Origin of the sequence: Cypionkella sp. TWP1-2-1b2 (genome assembly GCF_049896245.1) — a bacterium.
In the GTDB taxonomy this organism is placed as follows: Bacteria; Pseudomonadota; Alphaproteobacteria; order Rhodobacterales; family Rhodobacteraceae; genus Cypionkella.
In genome coordinates, this window is the sequence record NZ_JAFCTX010000002.1 from 168,557 (window position 1) to 185,070 (window position 16,514).

At 60.9% G+C, this 16,514-nt stretch carries 18 protein-coding genes and 1 tRNA gene; 7 read left to right on the forward strand and 12 right to left on the reverse strand.

Annotated features, from left to right (window positions below):
* Positions 1-79 precede the first annotated feature (79 nt).
* Entirely contained in the window at positions 80-628 is a 549-nt protein-coding gene (locus tag ACP7AP_RS02005) for an RSP_2648 family PIN domain-containing protein (protein ID WP_426031706.1), read from the forward strand.
* Between the two features lie 45 nt (positions 629-673).
* Here the strand turns inward: ACP7AP_RS02005 and ACP7AP_RS02010 are convergent, their stop codons facing one another.
* The 5 genes from ACP7AP_RS02010 to ACP7AP_RS02030 all read right to left on the reverse strand — a co-directional run bounded on the left by ACP7AP_RS02010 (position 674) and on the right by ACP7AP_RS02030 (position 5,948).
* Positions 674-1,360: a M48 family metallopeptidase gene (locus tag ACP7AP_RS02010; protein ID WP_426031708.1), complete on the reverse strand. Its 687-nt coding sequence runs from the start codon at positions 1,358-1,360 to the stop codon at positions 674-676.
* Between the two features lie 82 nt (positions 1,361-1,442).
* Entirely contained in the window at positions 1,443-2,624 is a 1,182-nt protein-coding gene (locus ACP7AP_RS02015) for a vWA domain-containing protein (protein ID WP_426031710.1), read from the reverse strand.
* A 3-nt stretch (positions 2,625-2,627) separates the two neighbouring features.
* Entirely contained in the window at positions 2,628-2,798 is a 171-nt protein-coding gene (locus ACP7AP_RS02020; RefSeq protein WP_054004542.1) for a hypothetical protein, read from the reverse strand.
* Positions 2,799-2,846: 48 nt separating this feature from the next.
* Positions 2,847-4,220, reverse strand: a complete 1,374-nt coding sequence (locus tag ACP7AP_RS02025; RefSeq protein WP_426031712.1) for a DUF2927 domain-containing protein — start codon at positions 4,218-4,220, stop codon at positions 2,847-2,849.
* A gap of 888 nt (positions 4,221-5,108) precedes the next feature.
* Complete coding sequence (locus ACP7AP_RS02030) at positions 5,109-5,948, reverse strand: AAA family ATPase (RefSeq protein ID WP_426031714.1); 840 nt, start codon at positions 5,946-5,948, stop codon at positions 5,109-5,111.
* A gap of 171 nt (positions 5,949-6,119) precedes the next feature.
* On the opposite strand from ACP7AP_RS02030, the gene dksA reads away from it, so the two are divergent.
* Both dksA and ACP7AP_RS02040 read left to right on the forward strand, forming a co-directional pair.
* The gene (dksA, locus tag ACP7AP_RS02035; RefSeq protein WP_054004539.1) at positions 6,120-6,542 is read left to right on the forward strand and encodes an RNA polymerase-binding protein DksA; all 423 of its coding nucleotides are present in this window, start codon (positions 6,120-6,122) and stop codon (positions 6,540-6,542) included.
* A 79-nt stretch (positions 6,543-6,621) separates the two neighbouring features.
* Complete coding sequence (locus tag ACP7AP_RS02040) at positions 6,622-7,803, forward strand: FAD-dependent monooxygenase (protein WP_426031716.1); 1,182 nt, start codon at positions 6,622-6,624, stop codon at positions 7,801-7,803.
* Positions 7,804-7,901: 98 nt separating this feature from the next.
* Here ACP7AP_RS02040 and ACP7AP_RS02045 read toward each other — a convergent pair whose 3' ends face one another.
* On the reverse strand, positions 7,902-9,182 hold the full coding sequence (locus ACP7AP_RS02045; protein WP_426031718.1) for an NAD(P)/FAD-dependent oxidoreductase: 1,281 nt from the start codon (positions 9,180-9,182) through the stop codon (positions 7,902-7,904).
* Positions 9,183-9,407: 225 nt separating this feature from the next.
* Here ACP7AP_RS02045 and ACP7AP_RS02050 point away from each other — a divergent pair, with 225 nt between their 5' ends.
* On the forward strand, positions 9,408-10,088 hold the full coding sequence (locus ACP7AP_RS02050) for a hypothetical protein (protein WP_426031720.1): 681 nt from the start codon (positions 9,408-9,410) through the stop codon (positions 10,086-10,088).
* A 6-nt stretch (positions 10,089-10,094) separates the two neighbouring features.
* On the opposite strand, the gene xth is transcribed toward ACP7AP_RS02050, so the two are convergent.
* The 3 genes from xth to ACP7AP_RS02065 all read right to left on the reverse strand — a co-directional run bounded on the left by xth (position 10,095) and on the right by ACP7AP_RS02065 (position 12,000).
* Positions 10,095-10,874, reverse strand: coding sequence for an exodeoxyribonuclease III (gene xth, locus ACP7AP_RS02055; protein ID WP_426031722.1), 780 nt, complete (start codon positions 10,872-10,874; stop codon positions 10,095-10,097).
* A 40-nt stretch (positions 10,875-10,914) separates the two neighbouring features.
* Positions 10,915-11,607 (reverse strand): hypothetical protein, encoded by a 693-nt coding sequence (locus ACP7AP_RS02060; protein WP_426031724.1) that lies wholly within the window; start codon positions 11,605-11,607, stop codon positions 10,915-10,917.
* 66 nt (positions 11,608-11,673) lie between these two features.
* Positions 11,674-12,000, reverse strand: a complete 327-nt coding sequence (locus ACP7AP_RS02065) for a HesB/IscA family protein (protein ID WP_426031756.1) — start codon at positions 11,998-12,000, stop codon at positions 11,674-11,676.
* Positions 12,001-12,095: 95 nt separating this feature from the next.
* Here ACP7AP_RS02065 and ACP7AP_RS02070 point away from each other — a divergent pair, with 95 nt between their 5' ends.
* Positions 12,096-13,259 (forward strand): deoxyguanosinetriphosphate triphosphohydrolase, encoded by a 1,164-nt coding sequence (locus ACP7AP_RS02070; protein ID WP_426031726.1) that lies wholly within the window; start codon positions 12,096-12,098, stop codon positions 13,257-13,259.
* 112 nt (positions 13,260-13,371) lie between these two features.
* On the opposite strand, the gene ACP7AP_RS02075 is transcribed toward ACP7AP_RS02070, so the two are convergent.
* From ACP7AP_RS02075 to ACP7AP_RS02085, 3 genes are all read right to left on the reverse strand, one after another.
* Positions 13,372-13,980 (reverse strand): ankyrin repeat domain-containing protein, encoded by a 609-nt coding sequence (locus ACP7AP_RS02075; protein WP_426031728.1) that lies wholly within the window; start codon positions 13,978-13,980, stop codon positions 13,372-13,374.
* 154 nt (positions 13,981-14,134) lie between these two features.
* A complete protein-coding gene (locus tag ACP7AP_RS02080; protein ID WP_426031730.1) occupies positions 14,135-14,596 on the reverse strand; it encodes a disulfide bond formation protein B in 462 nt (153 codons plus the stop codon).
* 7 nt (positions 14,597-14,603) lie between these two features.
* Positions 14,604-15,188, reverse strand: a complete 585-nt coding sequence (locus tag ACP7AP_RS02085) for a YqaA family protein (RefSeq protein WP_426031732.1) — start codon at positions 15,186-15,188, stop codon at positions 14,604-14,606.
* A 129-nt stretch (positions 15,189-15,317) separates the two neighbouring features.
* On the opposite strand from ACP7AP_RS02085, the gene ypfJ reads away from it, so the two are divergent.
* Positions 15,318-16,178, forward strand: coding sequence for a KPN_02809 family neutral zinc metallopeptidase (gene ypfJ, locus ACP7AP_RS02090; RefSeq protein ID WP_426031734.1), 861 nt, complete (start codon positions 15,318-15,320; stop codon positions 16,176-16,178).
* Positions 16,179-16,306: 128 nt separating this feature from the next.
* Positions 16,307-16,390: transfer RNA gene (locus ACP7AP_RS02095), tRNA-Leu, on the forward strand.
* Positions 16,391-16,514: the final 124 nt, after the last annotated feature.

Sequence of the window (16,514 nt, forward strand, 5' to 3'; positions counted from 1 at the left end):
GCGTTTTCTCTCCACAAAGTAAATCGAAAAGTGCCGATATCTTCGGGCGCTTTTTGATGCAATTCAAACGTGAACCGCTGTGAAAGCCGTCCTCGACGCCTGCGTTTTATACCCCACCGTGCTGCGGGAAATCCTGCTGGGCGTGGCGGGGAAGGGGCTGTATGAGGCGCTGTGGTCTGACCGCATCCTGCGCGAATGGACCCGTGCTGTAGCCAAGATCGGCCCCGACGCGCAGGCGCAAGCCGAGATCGAAGCCAATCTGCTGCGCGCTGCCTTCCCGCGCGGTTGCGTGCGCGAACAACCCAATATCGAAGCCCGCCTGCTGCTGCCTGACCCCAACGACGTACATGTGTTGGCCATCGCCATCGCGGGCCACGCCGATTGCATCGTCACCTTCAACGCCAAGGATTTCCCCCGCCACCTGCTGGCCGAAGAAGGGCTGGAGCGCCGCGATCCTGATGGTTTGCTCTGGCAAATGTGGTCGTTTCACCCCCGCGAGGTGGCAGAGGTGGTCGCTCATGTCCACGCCACAGCAGAAGCGATGAAGGGCGAAGCTATCCCGCTGAAATCCCTGTTGAAACGCGCGCAACTGCCGAAGCTCGCCAAGGCGATTTTGGCAGAGACGTAGGCCGGAGTTCACTACGCCAATCGTTGCGGCGGGGTGAACCCCGCCCTACCCATCCCGCCAACGTGCGTCCAAAACCTCAATCGCGGCGATACGGTCATCGGTTTTCGGATGGCTTAAAAGCCAGGCCGGGGTGCCAGCGCCCGCAGCCCCGGTCAGCGCGGAAAGCTTGCGAAACAGCGACACCTGCGGGCCCACACCGATCCCCGCCTTCACCAATAAAGCCGCCGCGTAGGCATCCGCCTCAAACTCATCGCGCCGCGACATATGCGCCATCAACGCGCCCGAAATCATATTTGCGATCCACACCCCAATCCCCGGCAAAAAGCGATTGAGCAGCGCCGACAGCATCACGAACACCGCGTTCTGCCCGGTGAAATCAATCATCCGCCGCCGGGTATGGCCCAACGCCACATGGCCCAACTCGTGTGCGATCACCGAGGCGAGTTCGGCATCCGAAACCTCGCCCTTCGCCTTGCGGTCCAGAAAGCCTTGCGTCAGATAAATCTGCCCATCGGGTGCGGCAAGGCCATTGACCGCTTCAATCTGGTACACATTGACCTTGATCTGCGGCAGTTCCAACGCCACCGCCAGTTTGTGCGCCAAGGCCAGCAGCCCCGGATCGCGCAACGGCTGGCTTTGCTCGGCCAGCATCTTTTTGGTGCGCCAAACCGAAAAGCGCATCATCAGCAGGCCGTAGCCAATCGCCAGCAGAAAGGGGAGAAATTTCAACATGTCACGGATATGGGGCAGCGGGGGCGCACCGCAAGCCAAGCTTGGCTGATTTGCCGCGGTGTGCTGTCGCAGCCGCCCGTCATCAACGCAACGCCTTGATCCCGCGAGAGATCCCCTCCAGCGTCATCGGCACCATGCAGCCTGCAAAAATCTGCCCGATCAACCGGATCGACTGGGTGTAGCCCCAATGCGCCTCGGGCACCGGGTTAATCCACAAATGGTTCGGCCAGCGGTCGCAGGCGCGTTGCAACCAAACCTGCCCGGCCTCGGCGTTCCAATGCTCATTCGCCCCACCCGGATGCAAAATCTCATAGGGGCTCATCGAGGCATCGCCGACGAAAATGCATTTGTAATCCGCGCCATAGGTCCGCAGCACCTCGGCGGTCGAAGTCTGCGCACCCCAGCGCCGCGCGTTGTCGCGCCAAACGCCCTCATACAGACAGTTGTGGAAATAGAACGGCACCAGATGCTTGAATTCGGCGCGGGCGGCGGAAAACAACTCCTCCATCACCTTGATGTAAGGGTCCATCGAGCCGCCAATATCAAGGAATAACAGCACCTTGACGGCATTGCGCCGCTCGGGTCGCACCTGCACATCCAGCCAGCCATGTTCAGCCGTGGCGCGGATGGTGCCGTCCAGATCCAACTCCTCAGCCGCCCCCGTTCGCGCCCATTTCCGCAAGCGACGCAGCGCCACTTTGATATTGCGGGTGCCGAGTTCGACCTGATCATCCAGATTGCGAAACTCGCGCTTGTCCCAGACCTTCACCGCGCGCTGATGGCGGCTTTCACTTTGCCCAATCCGCACGCCTTCCGGGTTGTAGCCATAAGCGCCAAACGGCGAGGTGCCCGCTGTGCCGATCCATTTATTGCCGCCCTGATGACGGTGCTTTTGTTCCGCCAAACGCTGCTTCAAAGTCTCGATCAGCTTGTCAAAACCGCCCAAAGCCGCAATCGCCGCGCGCTCCTCCGCCGTCAGGTGCTTTTCCGCCAGCTTCTCCAGCCAAGCCGCTGGCATGTCCAGCGCTTGCAACACCTCTGCCTCAGAAACTGCCTCCAAGCCACTGAAACTATAGCCGAAAGCCCGGTCATAGCGGTCGATGTGACGCTCGTCCTTCACCATTGTCAGACGGCCCAGATGATAGAATCCTTCCGCGTCATAGGTCACCAGACCCGCCGCCAGCCCTTCCAGAAACGCCAGATATTCGCGCAAAGATACCGGCACGCCTTCTTTCCGCAACGCCTGAAAGAACGGCAGGAACATCGCTTACCCCGCCAAAGTCCGGTGCAGATAGATCGTCAGGAACAGCCCGATCAGCGCCAGCATGATCGCATAAGCCGCGCCATATTGCAGCATATCCAAGCCGCGCCCACCGCGCCGTTTGGCACTGAACGCGCCATAGATCGCACCGATCAGTAACCCAGCCAAAACGATCACGGCCTGCCCCTTTGCTGGGACAGGCCGCAAAAGACCAATGCCCCGAAATTATCCCCGATGCCCGCGCGCGCCCAGATTGGCAATCTCTGCCATCCGTCCGCGCACCTGACGCTCCGAGCCGAAGCCATAACGCGCCCAGCCCAGAGTGTCGAGACGCAAGGCCCGTGCCTCAGTGACGCGGCCCTCGTTCTCCAACGCTTCGGCCTTGATCAGCATCAGCGTCGCCAGCAACGAGGCGTTTTCGGCGCGTTTTGCCACCGGGATCGAGCGATCCGCAAAGGCAATCGCCTGATCAGGCTGCCCTGCCGCCAGCGCAATCGCCGCCAACTGCATATCGACATGCGCCAGTTGCACCTGCGCGCCGGGAATACTGCGGTAAACACGGGCGGCCTCGGTCAGCGCCGCCACCGCCTGCGTTGGGTCCGAACTTGCCATAGCGCGGCCCTTGGCATAATAGCTGAAGCCCAGCCGCGCATCATGCCAACCCTGCGCCATCGCAATCTGCAACATCATATCCGCCGAACGCAGCCGGGCCGCATTGCCGCCGCGCGGTCCAAACGTGCCCTCAACCGCCGCAATCCACGAGCGCGGGGCGATCTGCTTGAACGTGCCGCTGGCAATATTTCCGGCCGGGTTCATCCGAGCCAACATGCCGGGCAGATATTTCGCGGCCTCGGCCTCATTCATGCCATTGCGCAGCTCGGGTGCGTAATGCAGCCGCAGCATCAGCATATCTGATCCGGTCAGTACCGAGTTGAAATTGTCATCGTTGAACACCGAATCCGTCAGCCGATACAGATCGTTCAGCGGCCCCATGGCTTGCGCGGTTTCCTCGTTCAGACAATCGCGCACCTCTTGTGGCGACACATCAGACGGCGCGAAGATCGCGACATGCTCGCGCTTGGTCATTGTGGTCCAATCCACCTTTGGGCCATTGCGCTCGGCTTTGTATTCGGCCCAAGACTGCACGCGCGGCACCACGAAACAGGCGGCCATCGGCACCACTTTGGCCATCTGGGCGCGGGGCTGGAATTCAATGGTGATCGAGGCGCTCTCGCCGGGTTTGGCAAAGCTGACCGGCAGACCAGCCTCGGCGCGGAAGCGCTTGATCAGGCGCGACATTTCGGCGGGCGCGGTGGGTGGCACATCGCCTGTCAGCTTGACCGTGATCGGGCCTTCAAAGCGCGAGAAATTCGGGATCGCCCGGCCGCTTTCCATCCGAAATTCCAGATCAAGGAAATCATGCGCGATCTCGGCATTAGAGCGGGCCGGCCCGGTGGTGGCCACCGACCCAAATCCTTGCATCGCAGGCAAGCCAACGCCGGTTGTGCCCGCTTCAGTGTAGCTTTTGGAAACCTGTGCTGACGGGGCAGGCATACAGGCAGTCAGGCCGAGAACGGCGATCATGGATATCAGGCGCATGGGCTGGCAGACCATTCATACAAGGTTTCAGAGGCCGCAGCGGCCCCCTGTCAATTGGTGAAGCGTGGCGGGACGCGCGCAAAACCCCGGTCAGACCTTTGGTGTCAGATGCCCCCGCATCCAGCCCCAAAGCCTTGCCCAACCAGTCCTTCGCTTGCATCTTCACCGCGCCGTCACCCTTCACCCCACACCACGCCCGCCGGAGCAGACCGACGGTTGTGGCGGGATGAAGGGCCCGGTTTGGCAAGCAAAGCGCGCGTCCCGTAGCACCTCTGCCTCCAGTCATGGGCCTCCTGCCTGCAATGATCGCCAATCCACCGAGCAGCGGCAGATTGGCCTGACCTTTGCTCTGCGCTGCGCGCATCCGGTGGCAGATCACCGAAGGCGCAGCCGCTTTGCCGACGCACCGCCACCCAATCAGGGCGACTTGGCAGAGGGGCAAAGGCAGGGCGTAAGTCATTGGAACTCATTGCAGTTAGGAAGCTCACTCATCAGGCGAGACAACAGGCTTGCAGTGTCAGTTTTCGGGCATGATCATGTCAATCTTTAGGATTCCGCACAAAATCCCAGAGTCTACCTATGGATGGTTGCCGAAGCGGAAACGCCATATTATCCACAAATGACTCGCCATATATTTCACTATATTTCATAAATCTCAATTTTCGTTACCGAATTGTGGCAAGACTATGGCTAAACCACGGCAGAATCGCCTGATTCTCGATTCTTCATGCACAATCCTGCGAACCATCGGTGATTGTCGCTGTCCATGCAGAGTGCCTGCCCCAATCACCCCGCCGCCCCGGATTTGATCCGGGGCCCCTGCCTCGCGCCACGCATGAGGCCCCGGATCAAGTCCGGGGCGGCGGGGGAGGTGTGGCGCGCGACGCTCTAGCGTTGCCCGCGTGCCATAAACGCCAGCCGCTCAAACAGATGCACGTCCTGCTCGTTCTTCAGCAAAGCACCATGCAGTTTCGGCAGGCTATGCTTGCCATCCCGCCTCAGATCCTCTGGCGCCAGATCCTCGGCCAGCAGCAGTTTTAACCAATCCAGCACTTCCGAGGTCGAGGGCTTTTTCTTTAACCCCGGCGTCTCCCTGATTTCAAAGAACTGCGTCAGCGCGGTTGTCAGCAGCGCGGGCTTAATGTCGGGGAAGTGAACCTTCACAATCGCCGCCAACACATCCGCATCCGGGAAGCGGATGTAGTGGAAAAAACAGCGCCGCAAAAACGCATCCGGCAGTTCTTTTTCGTTGTTCGAGGTGATGATCACCACCGGGCGGTGCAGGGCGCGCACGGTCTCGCCGGTCTCATAAACATGAAACTCCATCCTGTCGAGTTCCTGCAACAGATCATTGGGAAACTCGATATCCGCCTTGTCGATCTCATCAATCAGCAAAACCACGCGGGCGGGGGCGGTGAACGCCTGCCACAGCTTGCCACGGCGGATGTAGTTGGAAACCTCATGCACCCGCGCTTCGCCGAGCTGACTATCACGCAACCGGCTGACCGCATCGTATTCATAAAGCCCCTGTTGCGCCTTGGTTGTGGACTTCACATGCCACTCAATCAGCGGCATCTCCAATGCTGTTGCCACCTGCCGCGCCAGTTCGGTCTTGCCCGTCCCCGGCTCGCCCTTCACCAGCAAGGGGCGCTGCAAGGTCACCGCTGCATTGACCGCAACGCCCAGATCCTCTGCGACAATATAGCGGTCGGTTGAGTTAAATTTCATAGGATTTCCAAGCCACTGTATAAAGGTCGGACAAACCTTAAAGCCCACGCGAATTTGTCGCAACCGCTAGTGACAAAGCTTTCCGATTCCTTTAGATGCACGCCCATGCAGGAGCGCGTCATGACCATAGCCCACCTGGCAGCGCATCCTGAGAAATGGGAGAGTGCTGCAATGAAAGCCGAAACCTTCTTGCCAGACGATTATCGTCCTGCCGAGGATGAGCCTTTCATGAACGACCGGCAGCTGGAATATTTCCGCCGCAAGCTGCTGACCTGGAAGCAAGAGCTGCAAGGCCAATCCGCCGAAACCATCGACAACCTGCAAGACAGTGGCCGCAACGTCCCCGACATCGCCGACCGTGCGTCCGAGGAAACCGACCGCGCGCTGGAATTGCGCACCCGCGACCGTCAGCGCAAACTGGTGTCCAAGATCGACGCCGCCTTGCGCCGGATCGACGCCAACGAGTTCGGCTATTGCGAAATGACCGGCGAGCCGATCAGCCTGAAACGGCTGGATGCCCGCCCGATCGCCACGATGACGCTGGAAGCGCAAGAAAAGCACGAGCGCCGCGAGAAGGTCCACCGCGACGATTGAGCCGCTTGCGGCGCAGCAAGCAATGCGAAACAGATAACGCCGGGCCCTAGGGTTCGGCGTTCTCATTAGGGGGCTTAGGATGAGCATCGCAGGGCAACCGATCACGATACTGGGCGCAGGCGTCGGCGGTCTGGCTGCAGCCCTCGCTCTGGCGCAAAAGGGCGCGGAAGTCACCGTGCTAGAGCAAGCCGATGCCATTCGCGAGATCGGCGCGGGCCTGCAAATCTCGCCCAATGGCGCTGCGGTGCTGCGGGCTTTGGGCTTGGGTGCTGCCCTTGATGCCGCCTCGATGCGGGCGCAAGCGGTAGAGTTGCGCGATGGCCGCGACGGCGATCTGGTGCTGCGCCTCGATCTCGCCCGCTTGCGCCCACAGCAGGGCTACCATTTCCTGCACCGCGCCGATCTGATTGACCTTCTCGCCAAAGCCGCCCGTGCCGCCGGTGTGCAAATCCGTTTGCTGCAAAAGATCGAAACCGTCGATCTGTCCGGCCCACGCCCGCGCATACTCACTGCCCATGGTGCCGAATCCCACCCCAGCCTGCTGATCGGTGCCGATGGCCTGCATTCCAAAACCCGCGCAGCCCTCAACGGCAAAACCGCGCCCTTCTTCACCCGCCACGTCGCATGGCGCTGCATCATCCCCGCCGAGCCCAACGCCGCCCCGGTGGCCGAGGTCCACATGGGGGCAGGCCGCCATCTGGTCAGCTACCCTTTGCGTGGTGGCACCCTGCGCAACATCGTCGCTGTGGAAGAACGCAACGCTTGGGTCGAAGAAAGCTGGTCGCTGCGCGACGATTCGCTTGAGATGAAACTGGCGTTTGAGGATTTTAGCCCCCGCGTGCAAAGCTGGCTCGACCAAGCGCAGGATGTCTATGTCTGGGGCCTGTTCCGCCATCCTGTCGCGCAGGTCTGGCATAAATTTCTGCCTGAAGGGGCCGCCGTCATCCTCGGCGACGCCGCCCACCCAACGCTGCCCTTCCTCGCCCAAGGCGCCTCGATGGCGCTGGAGGATGCCTGGCTGCTGGCCGATCGTCTCGCACACCTGCCCGTGCCGCAAGCCCTCACCGCCTACCAATCCGCCCGCAAGCCGCGCTGCAGCCGCATCGTTGCCGCCGCCAATGGCAATGCGAAGACCTATCACCTGTCCGGCCTGCAACGCGGCGTCGCCCACACCGCCCTGCGGCTTGGAAGCAAGATCGCCCCCAACCTCGCTTTGAGCCGCTTTGACTGGCTTTACGACTACGACGTCACACAAAGTTGACGCTCAGGTCATCCTCTCTGCTCAAATATCCCCGCCGGAGGCTTCTTGGGCCAATGCGGGATGCCTCCGGCGGGAGTATTTTTGCCAAGATGAAAGTCTTAACGCTCGCGCCACCAATCTTGCAGTTGCAGCTTCCAATAAGTCGCCTGTGCTGCCGCCAATCCCAAGGGCCCGCCCGCCCAGTCGAGCCCAAAGGCTGCGAACATCGCCAAACGGTCGCTTTCGCCCAGGATCGCTTCGGCCAGCACCTTGCCCGCCACTGCCGTGGTGTTCAGCCCATGCCCGCCAAACGCTGTGATATGCCACGCGCCCGGCTCCATCATCCCGACCTGCGGCATCAGATGCCGCGCATAGCCCATCTGGCCCGACCAGCTGAGTTCCGTCCGCAACCCCGCCAGTTGTGGAAACGCCCCTACCATCTCATGCCGCAATTCCTGCGCCACACCTGCCGCCGAGGCCGCCCGCGTGGTGATCCGCCCGCCCCACAGCAGCCGATTGCCGCCCTCGATCACCCGGTAGTAGTCCGACGCGCGGCGATCATCCAACACTGCCTCGCGCGTGCGAATTGCGCTGGCGATCAGATCGGGGGCTGCTTCCGACACCATCATATAGGTGGCAATCGGCAGCACCGCGCGTTTCAACCGCAGCACCAGCCCGTCGGTATAGCCCCCGGTTGCGAACACCACGCGGGGGCCGCGCGCTTCGCCTTGCGCGGTCTTGACCACCTTCTGCACACCGCTAAATCGTACCTTCACCGCAGGCGAGCCTTCATAAATCCGCCCGCCCAACCGCTCCAATTCCGAAGCCAGCCCGCGCAGATAGTTCAATGGGTGGATGTGAAAGGCCTGAGCATCCGCCAGCCCGTGAAAATAGCGATCACTCAGCAGACGTTCGCGGATCGCGGCACGGTCCAGATAGATCAGCTCGTAGCCGAAATCCTGCGCAAATTCCGCAGCGTAAGCGTGCAGATCATCGGCGCGGTCAAAGCGGCGCAGGTTCAACAGCCCCGAGATCGGATCAGCCCCCTTGATGTCCAAATCACGGATATACCCCCGCACCCGGTCCACGCCCTCAATCGTCAAGCGGTGCAGTGCGCGCGCGGCCTCTACCCCCACGCGTGCCGCAATATCCTCCGATCCGCAGGCAAACGCAGGCGAGACGATGCCGCCATTGCGCCCAGACGCCCCCCAGCCCACCGCCTGCGCCTCCAGCACCAGCGGTTTCAAGCCCCCCTTTGCCAGTTCCAGCGCGGTGACAAGGCCCGCCAGCCCACCGCCGACCACGATCACATCGGCCTCCTCCACCCCATGCAGCATAGGGCGAGTGCTGCTCTCGGTCAGGGTTTGGGCGTAATAGGTCGCAGGGTAGGGCAGGGTCATGGCATGTTCCTTCAAGTTGAACAGGTTGTTGCCGTGGGACCCGTGCGTGTCAATCTGCCCTGATCAAGCAATAGTGCCCACACATTCGGCAAAATGTCAGACCCAAGGCCTGCCTGCCGCGCTTCTGATTTTCAGTTGCTTTCAATCAGGCTTGCGCTAGCGTTTTGCCCAGCACTCCGCTTTGAGCCCCAATTCCCTTTGATCCCTTAGCGCAGAGGTGACGCGATGCTGCGGTTTCTGGCTTTCCTCGCTTTGGCCGCCTGCGGCGCGGTGGATTACGACCATGCCCCGGTCGGCAAGCTGAGCGGCACCGTGCTGGTGATGTGGGTGGGCGAGACCCAAGCGGGTGAGGGCGATGGCCGTTTTGTCTATGTCCCCTCTGCCACGCCCTTGCGGTTTGAGCGGGCCAACCCGAGCGCCACGCTGAAAACCATTCAGCCCGACATGATGTATACCGACGGCGGCTCGATCCCGGCCTTGGCGCAGGTGTTCAAGGGCTTCTCGCCTTGGGGCTATGCCCCGGCCTATATCCTGCATGACTGGCTGTTCGTGGCGCGCAAATGCGTCAACGACAACAGCGCCAATCCCGATCAAGCGGCAGTGGCGCAGATGCCGTTCGCGGAATCGGCCACAGTTGCGGCAGAGGTGATCAAGACGCTGATTGCCACCAACACCGTGGCGCAGAACGACATCGCCCCGCAGTTGATTTCGTCAGCAGTCGCCGGACCCGTCCCAAAATCCCGCTGGAATGAGGCCGGAGCCTGCGCCCGCGACAAGGTCAAACCCGCGCATATCGACATGATCCGTCGCGCTTTGCCGGCAGTTTCGACCGCACGTACGGGGCAAAGATTGGCGAAAGGCCCGGTGGCGCAAATCGTGCAGGTGATCGACTTCGGCGCGCCCTAAAGTGGGTCAGGCGTCGAGTTCAATCCACACAGGCACATGATCCGAAGGCTTGTCGCCCGCGCGCACCTGTTTGTCGATCTGGCAGTCTTGCAGCAGGTCGGCGGCTTGCGGTGACAGCAGCAGATGGTCGATGCGGATGCCGTTGTTCCGCTCCCAAGCCCCCGCCTGATAATCCCAGAATGAATACTGCCCCGGCGATTGGTTGCGCGCCCGAAACGCCTCGGTCAGCCCAAGGTTCAGCAGGCGGCGGAGTGCCGCACGGCTTTGCGGCAGATAAAGCGCGTCCTCGGTCCAGAGTTCCGGCTTGGCCGCATCCTCGGCCTGCGGGATCACGTTGTAATCGCCACAGCACACCAGCGGTTCCTCCAACGGCAACAGGCTTTCGACCCGCGCCTGCATCCGCGCCATCCATGCCAGCTTATAGTCATATTTCGGCCCCGGCGCAGGGTTGCCATTTGGCAGATACAGCCCACACACCCGCACCGCCTTTGCTCCCATCACCGTCGCCTCAATCCAGCGCGCTTGTTCGTCGTCATCGTCGCCCGGCAGCCCGCGCGTCACATCCTCCAGTGGCAGTTTCGACAGGATCGCCACGCCGTTGAAACCCTTCTGGCCGTGGGTTTCCACCCGGTAGCCCATGGCCTCGAAGACCTCGCGCGGAAAACCTTCATCCACCGATTTGATTTCCTGCAAGCACACCACATGCGGCTGAGCCGCTTCCAGCCAAGCGGGCAAAGCCTCAATCCGTGCCTTGATGCCGTTGATGTTGAAGGTGGCAATTTTCATCAGGCTTCTCCACGTTACCCCCCAGTCTTAAGCCGCCACCTTACGGCAAACAAGCCAGCCAAAGCGCATCAAGGCGGTCAATCTCAGCCACGTCATAAGCCGAGAGATCCTCCCAATACCGCCCTGAGGGCGCGAAATAGCCCAAAGTCGCTTCCCGCGCCTGCGCCGCCTGCACCCGGAAAGCATCAAACGCCAGAGGCCGAACCGCAGCCAAATCCGACAAAGCCGCGCGCGGACACATCAGCCGAGACGGTCCGGTGGACAGGTTCACCACCGCACAGCCCTGAAGCGCCGCCATCGCCATCAGCCGCACCGATTTCGCCTCCAGACTGCGCAGGGTGATATCGGCGCGCAACGGGTCAGGCGTGCCTGTGCCATAGAAATGTGTCTGCCCGGCAGGATAATGCATATCGCAGCCGAACACCGCGAGCACCCGAGGCCGCAACGCATCCAGCGCCCAATACCCCGCCGTATAGGCCATGGTCGCCCCGGCATAGACAAAGCCGCCATAGCGGTTCTGCGCAGGGACGAAATCAGCCTCTGTCACCAAGGTATGAGCCGCAGCCGCCACAGGCACCCGGCTCGGATCAAAATCCCACGGATAAATTGCAAAATCCCAATCGGGCCGCACCCGCCATGCGTTATTGATGGCGACAACCGTGTCAAAGGCACGCGGCCACTCCTCCGCCTGCACCACCATCGGGGCCGAGCCCAGCATCAGAACAACAGACATAGCGCCCCCAAATCAGACGCCAAAATCTAGACCACACCCGCCAACAATCCAGCCCCCAGATCGAGCCTAGATCGAAAACGAAGTCCCGCAGCCGCAGGCACTCGCCACATTCGGGTTCTCAATCACAAACCGCGCGCCGATCAGCTCATCGCTGAAATCAATCACCGCATTGGCGAGAAACGGCAAAGATACCTGATCGACCAACACCGATTGCCCGTCGCCCTCAATCACCAGATCATCGAGCCCCCGCACGTCCAGCTTGATATCATACTGAAAGCCCGAGCAGCCGCCGCCCTCCACCGCCACCCGCAACGCCTTCTTTTCGCCGGTCATTTCGGCAATTTCCGCCAACCGCGCAAAAGCACGCGGGGTCACACGGGGGGGCAGATTCAATTCCATGGCATTTCTCTATCCATTGGCGGCTAAATCCGAATATAGGGGAAGCGAACACAGACAACAAGAACGGCCCCAAACAAGATTGGCTTCCTATGCTTGCCCCTTTCGCCTGCCAACCCGACCAATCGCGTGGCCGCCTGCATGTCGAGCGCATGTCCAGCTTTCGCTCGCCGTTCCAACGCGACCGCGACCGCATCATCCATTCCAGCGCCTTCCGCCGCCTGAAACACAAAACCCAAGTCTTTGTCGAACATGAGGGCGATTATTACCGCACCCGTCTGACCCATTCGATCGAGGTGGCGCAAGTTGCCCGCACCGTCTCGGGTGTCTTGGGCCTGAACACCGATCTTGCCGAAGCCATCGCTTTGGCCCACGACCTTGGCCACACCCCGTTCGGTCATACCGGCGAAGACGCTTTGGCCATGCTGATGGCCCCCTACGGCGGTTTCGATCACAACGCCCAGGCCCTGCGCATCGTCACGCGCCTTGAACGCCATTACGCCGATTTCGACGGCCTCAACCTGACATGGGAATCGCTGGAAGGCATCGCCAAGCACAATGGCCCGGTCACTGGCCCCAATGCCGATGAGAAACACGCTGGCCCCTTGCCCTATGCCTTGGCCGAGGTAAACGCCCAGTGGGATCTGGAACTGCACACCCATGCCAGCGCCGAGGCTCAAGTGGCCGCCATCGCCGATGATGTCGCCTATTCGCACCACGATCTGCACGACGGCCTCCGCTCTGGCCTGTTCGATGAAAACGATCTGATGGAACTGCCCGTCACTGGCCCCGCTTTCGCCGAAGTTGACGCGCTTTATCCCGGCCTTGATAAAATGCGCCGCCGCCATGAAGCCCTGCGCCGGGTGTTTGGCCGCATGGTCGAAGACGTGATCGCGGTGGCCAAAAACCGCCTTGATGCAGCGCAGCCGCAATCGGTCGAAGAAATCCGCGCCATGGGGATGACGATCATCCGATTTTCCAAGCCGCTCTATCAAGAACTCAAAGCCATCCGCAGCTTTCTGTTCCACCGCATGTATCGCGCGCCCTCGGTGATCGTGATGCGCAAACAAGTCACCGAAGTGGTGAACGGCCTGTTCCCGCTCTATCTCGCCCAACCCGAAATGCTGCCGGAAGAATGGCGCACCGATATCACCGCCGCCCAATCCGAGACCGAACTCGCCCGACTGGTGGCCGATTACGTCGCGGGCATGACAGATCGCTTCGCGCTGCAAGAGGGGCAGAGGCTGCTGGGGTAGCCTGCCTCTTTGGTCATCCTCTCTGCTCAAATATCCCCGCCGGAGGCTCCTTAGACCAACCTCGATGCCTCCGGCGGGAGTATTTAAGCCAATGTGAAAGCCGAGATCCACTCTACCGCAGCAGATCAGCCACCTCAATATGTCCCGCCTGCACCGCGTAATCGCGCGGCGTGGCATGGGCAAAACCCTCATCGCGCAAAGTCGCATCAGCCCCACGCGACAGCAGCAGCTGCACGACCTCGCCCAATCCCAAAGCTGCCGCCACATGCAACGGCGTCAGCCCTTGGCGTGAGGCCGCATTGATCGCAGCGCCGCCGTCCAGCAAAGCCTCAATCAGCGGCATCGGGTCGTCGGGGGCATCGTCAAACTCATCCACCACAGCGGCACGCTCGACCGCCGCCTGCACCACAGACCGTCCGTCCTTATCGATACCGTCCAGCGCCACGCCCTGCGCAAGAAACCAGCGCAGGCTGGCGAGATTGCCCAGATCAATCGCGTTGAACAGCCATGGCTGGCCAGCAAAGCTGTCCGAACTCGCTGCAAATCCCGACCCCAACCGCGTCAAAAACCCAGTATCGCCAGTTTGCAGCGCCTCGATAATCTGATCGTAATCCGCGATCAGCGCCGGATCAGCCGTCACCGGAGCAGGGGGCCTGCGCTGCTGCAACAGCCCAAACGCCCGCCCAGCAATCCGCCAAGCCAGCCGTGCGACAAAGCCCAAGCGGGCCCTCCAGGCGCGGAATCGTGCAGAAAATGAGGGCGGCGGTTCAGGCATGACCACAGCATGCCATGCCAGCCAAAACTTAACAAATCCTGAATTGGCACCTGTAAGCCCTTGATTTAACGTCGCCGAAAACCTGTCCACGCGTGGACACTTAAGCCTTTCGCGCAGCCAGCCCCCAGACCACCGCCAGCGCAGCGGAAATAATCGCATTCCACCCCGCCATCGAAACCCCCAGCGCAGCCCACGGCACCGCATCGCAGCGCACCGGTTTTCCGACCGAAATATCGGTGTTCAAAAGATCGCCCGCACTGATCCCCTGCAAGGTATCGACCGTGCAGGTCGCCAGCCCGGCGAACCAGCCCAATTCGACCCCGGCATGATAAAACCCGATCCCCGCCGTCATCAGCAAAGCCAGCATCCCCAACAGCGGCAGCGCAGCCCCCCGGCCCCGCAAAGCCAGCAGCCCGATCAAGATCGCCACCCCATGCGGCCAGCGCTGATAGAGGCATAAAACGCAAGGGATCAAGCCGCCGAAATACTGAAAAGCAAACGCCCCGCCCAGCAACAGCGCCGAGCCCAGCGTGGCAATCCAGATCAAAGAAGTCCGCGTCATCAAAGCCTCATACCATCCGGGTCGCAAGCCAGATCAGCCCGCCAACCACCACCAACCCGCCGACAATCAGCGCCAAACGCCGCTCGATAAAGCCCGTCACCTGCGTCCCATAGTGCTGCAACAGATAGGCCAGCAAATAAAACCGCCCGCCCCGCGCCACGATCGCCGACAGGATGAACCATTTCAGATCGAATGACACCACCCCTGACAGAATAGTGACCACCTTCATCGGCGGCAGATGCGTCAGGCCAGACGTCACCAGCATCACCAAAATAGCGGTATCGCCGGTCTGCGCCTTCAACGCCTCGAACGCGCCGAGTTTGCCGTAGAATTCCAGCGCCGGGCGGGCCAGCAGATCAAACGCGTAATGCCCGATCATCCAGCCAAAGATGCCGCCCAGAACCGAAGTGACCGTGGCAATCAAAGCATAACGCCAGACCCGATCCGGCCTTGCCAGACACATCGGGATGAACAGCACATCCGCCGGGATAGGAAACACCGAGCTTTCCACAAACGACACAGCACCCATCGCAGGCTCGGCATAGCGCGAGCCCGCCCAATGCAGCGTCCAGTTATACAGCTTGCGAAACATCCAGACTCTCCGCGCTTTTGCGCCCAATGGCCACGCGCGGGGCTCGGGGTCAAGAGGGCGGAACAGCGCAACCCGATTGCACTTCACGCGTTGACAGTTAAATTGGCCAAAACAGCGTGGGGTGCGGTTATGGAATGGCGTGGACGCAGAGGCAGCGGCAATATCGAAGACCGGCGCGGCGTGCGCGGCACACGCGGGGCCAGCATCGGCGGTGTGGGTGGCATCGGCGTGATCGCGGTGGTGGTGATCGGCTACTTTCTGGGATTTGATCTGACGCCGCTGTTGAATGACAGCCAAACCCAAAGCCAGCAGACCGGTGCTCCGGTTGAGATCAGCGATGCCGACAAGCGGGCCGGACAATTCGTCTCGGTGGTGCTGGCCGATACCGAAGAGATTTGGGCGGGGATTTTCAAGCAGCAGTTGGGAGAGACTTATGTACCCGCCAAGCTGGTGCTGTTCAAGGGCGTGACGAACTCACCCTGCGGCGATGCTTCGGGGGCGACGGGGCCGTTTTATTGCCCCGGTGACAAGAAAGTTTACCTCGATACCGATTTCTTCACCACGATGTCGCGCCAACTGGGCGCGGGGGGTGATTTCGCGATGGCCTATGTGGTGGCGCATGAGATCGGCCACCATGTTCAGGACGAGTTGGGGATATTAAACAAAGCCAACGAGGTCCGCAGCCAATCTTCCGAAGCTGACAGCAACGAGATTTCGGTGCGGATCGAATTGCAGGCGGATTGTCTGGCCGGGATTTGGGCGCGTGAAGTGCAGCAGACCTATGGCACCATTGAGAAGGGCGATTTTGACGAAGCCATCAACGCCGCCAAACAAATCGGCGATGACACCCTGCAACGCAACGCGGGTCAGGTGCCGATGCCGGAAAGCTTCACCCATGGCACATCGGCGCAACGCTCGAAATGGTTTATTGCCGGGTTGAAGTCTGGCCAGCTGACTGCCTGCGACACCTTCAGAACGAATAACCTTTAGCGATGATTTGCTTGCGCAAATCCTGTTGACGCGGACAAGAGGCGCGGCTAAACCGCGCCTCGGATCAGTCAAGTGCTGGTTCTGACACTTCGGATCGCTCTGCGGTCACTACCAAGAGTGTGAACTGTGCGGGCGTGGCGGAATGGTAGACGCGACAGACTCAAAATCTGTTTTCGCAAGGAGTGCCGGTTCGAGTCCGGCCGCCCGTACCATCAAACTTTCTTTTACAAACAGACCCCAGCATCCTGCGCACGCGCAGATTGTGGCAAAGCTGCGGCGATTCATCGTTAACATCAAGAATCACTTCGCCGTTCAGTCGGTTTATAGTTAATTTTG

What these genes read in the sequence shown, in the direction of transcription:
- ACP7AP_RS02010 (WP_426031708.1), bottom strand. Translation starts at nt 1,360, where the DNA reads ATGTTGAAATTTCTCCCCTTTCTGCTGGCGATTGGCTACGGCCTGCTG.
- ACP7AP_RS02015 (WP_426031710.1), bottom strand. Translation starts at nt 2,624, where the DNA reads ATGTTCCTGCCGTTCTTTCAGGCGTTGCGGAAAGAAGGCGTGCCGGTA.
- ACP7AP_RS02025 (WP_426031712.1), bottom strand. Translation starts at nt 4,220, where the DNA reads ATGCGCCTGATATCCATGATCGCCGTTCTCGGCCTGACTGCCTGTATG.
- ACP7AP_RS02030 (WP_426031714.1), bottom strand. Translation starts at nt 5,948, where the DNA reads ATGAAATTTAACTCAACCGACCGCTATATTGTCGCAGAGGATCTGGGC.
- dksA (WP_054004539.1), top strand. Translation starts at nt 6,120, where the DNA reads ATGAAAGCCGAAACCTTCTTGCCAGACGATTATCGTCCTGCCGAGGAT.
- ACP7AP_RS02040 (WP_426031716.1), top strand. Translation starts at nt 6,622, where the DNA reads ATGAGCATCGCAGGGCAACCGATCACGATACTGGGCGCAGGCGTCGGC.
- ACP7AP_RS02045 (WP_426031718.1), bottom strand. Translation starts at nt 9,182, where the DNA reads ATGACCCTGCCCTACCCTGCGACCTATTACGCCCAAACCCTGACCGAG.
- ACP7AP_RS02050 (WP_426031720.1), top strand. Translation starts at nt 9,408, where the DNA reads ATGCTGCGGTTTCTGGCTTTCCTCGCTTTGGCCGCCTGCGGCGCGGTG.
- xth (WP_426031722.1), bottom strand. Translation starts at nt 10,874, where the DNA reads ATGAAAATTGCCACCTTCAACATCAACGGCATCAAGGCACGGATTGAG.
- ACP7AP_RS02060 (WP_426031724.1), bottom strand. Translation starts at nt 11,607, where the DNA reads ATGTCTGTTGTTCTGATGCTGGGCTCGGCCCCGATGGTGGTGCAGGCG.
- ACP7AP_RS02070 (WP_426031726.1), top strand. Translation starts at nt 12,096, where the DNA reads ATGCTTGCCCCTTTCGCCTGCCAACCCGACCAATCGCGTGGCCGCCTG.
- ACP7AP_RS02080 (WP_426031730.1), bottom strand. Translation starts at nt 14,596, where the DNA reads ATGACGCGGACTTCTTTGATCTGGATTGCCACGCTGGGCTCGGCGCTG.
- ACP7AP_RS02085 (WP_426031732.1), bottom strand. Translation starts at nt 15,188, where the DNA reads ATGTTTCGCAAGCTGTATAACTGGACGCTGCATTGGGCGGGCTCGCGC.
- ypfJ (WP_426031734.1), top strand. Translation starts at nt 15,318, where the DNA reads ATGGAATGGCGTGGACGCAGAGGCAGCGGCAATATCGAAGACCGGCGC.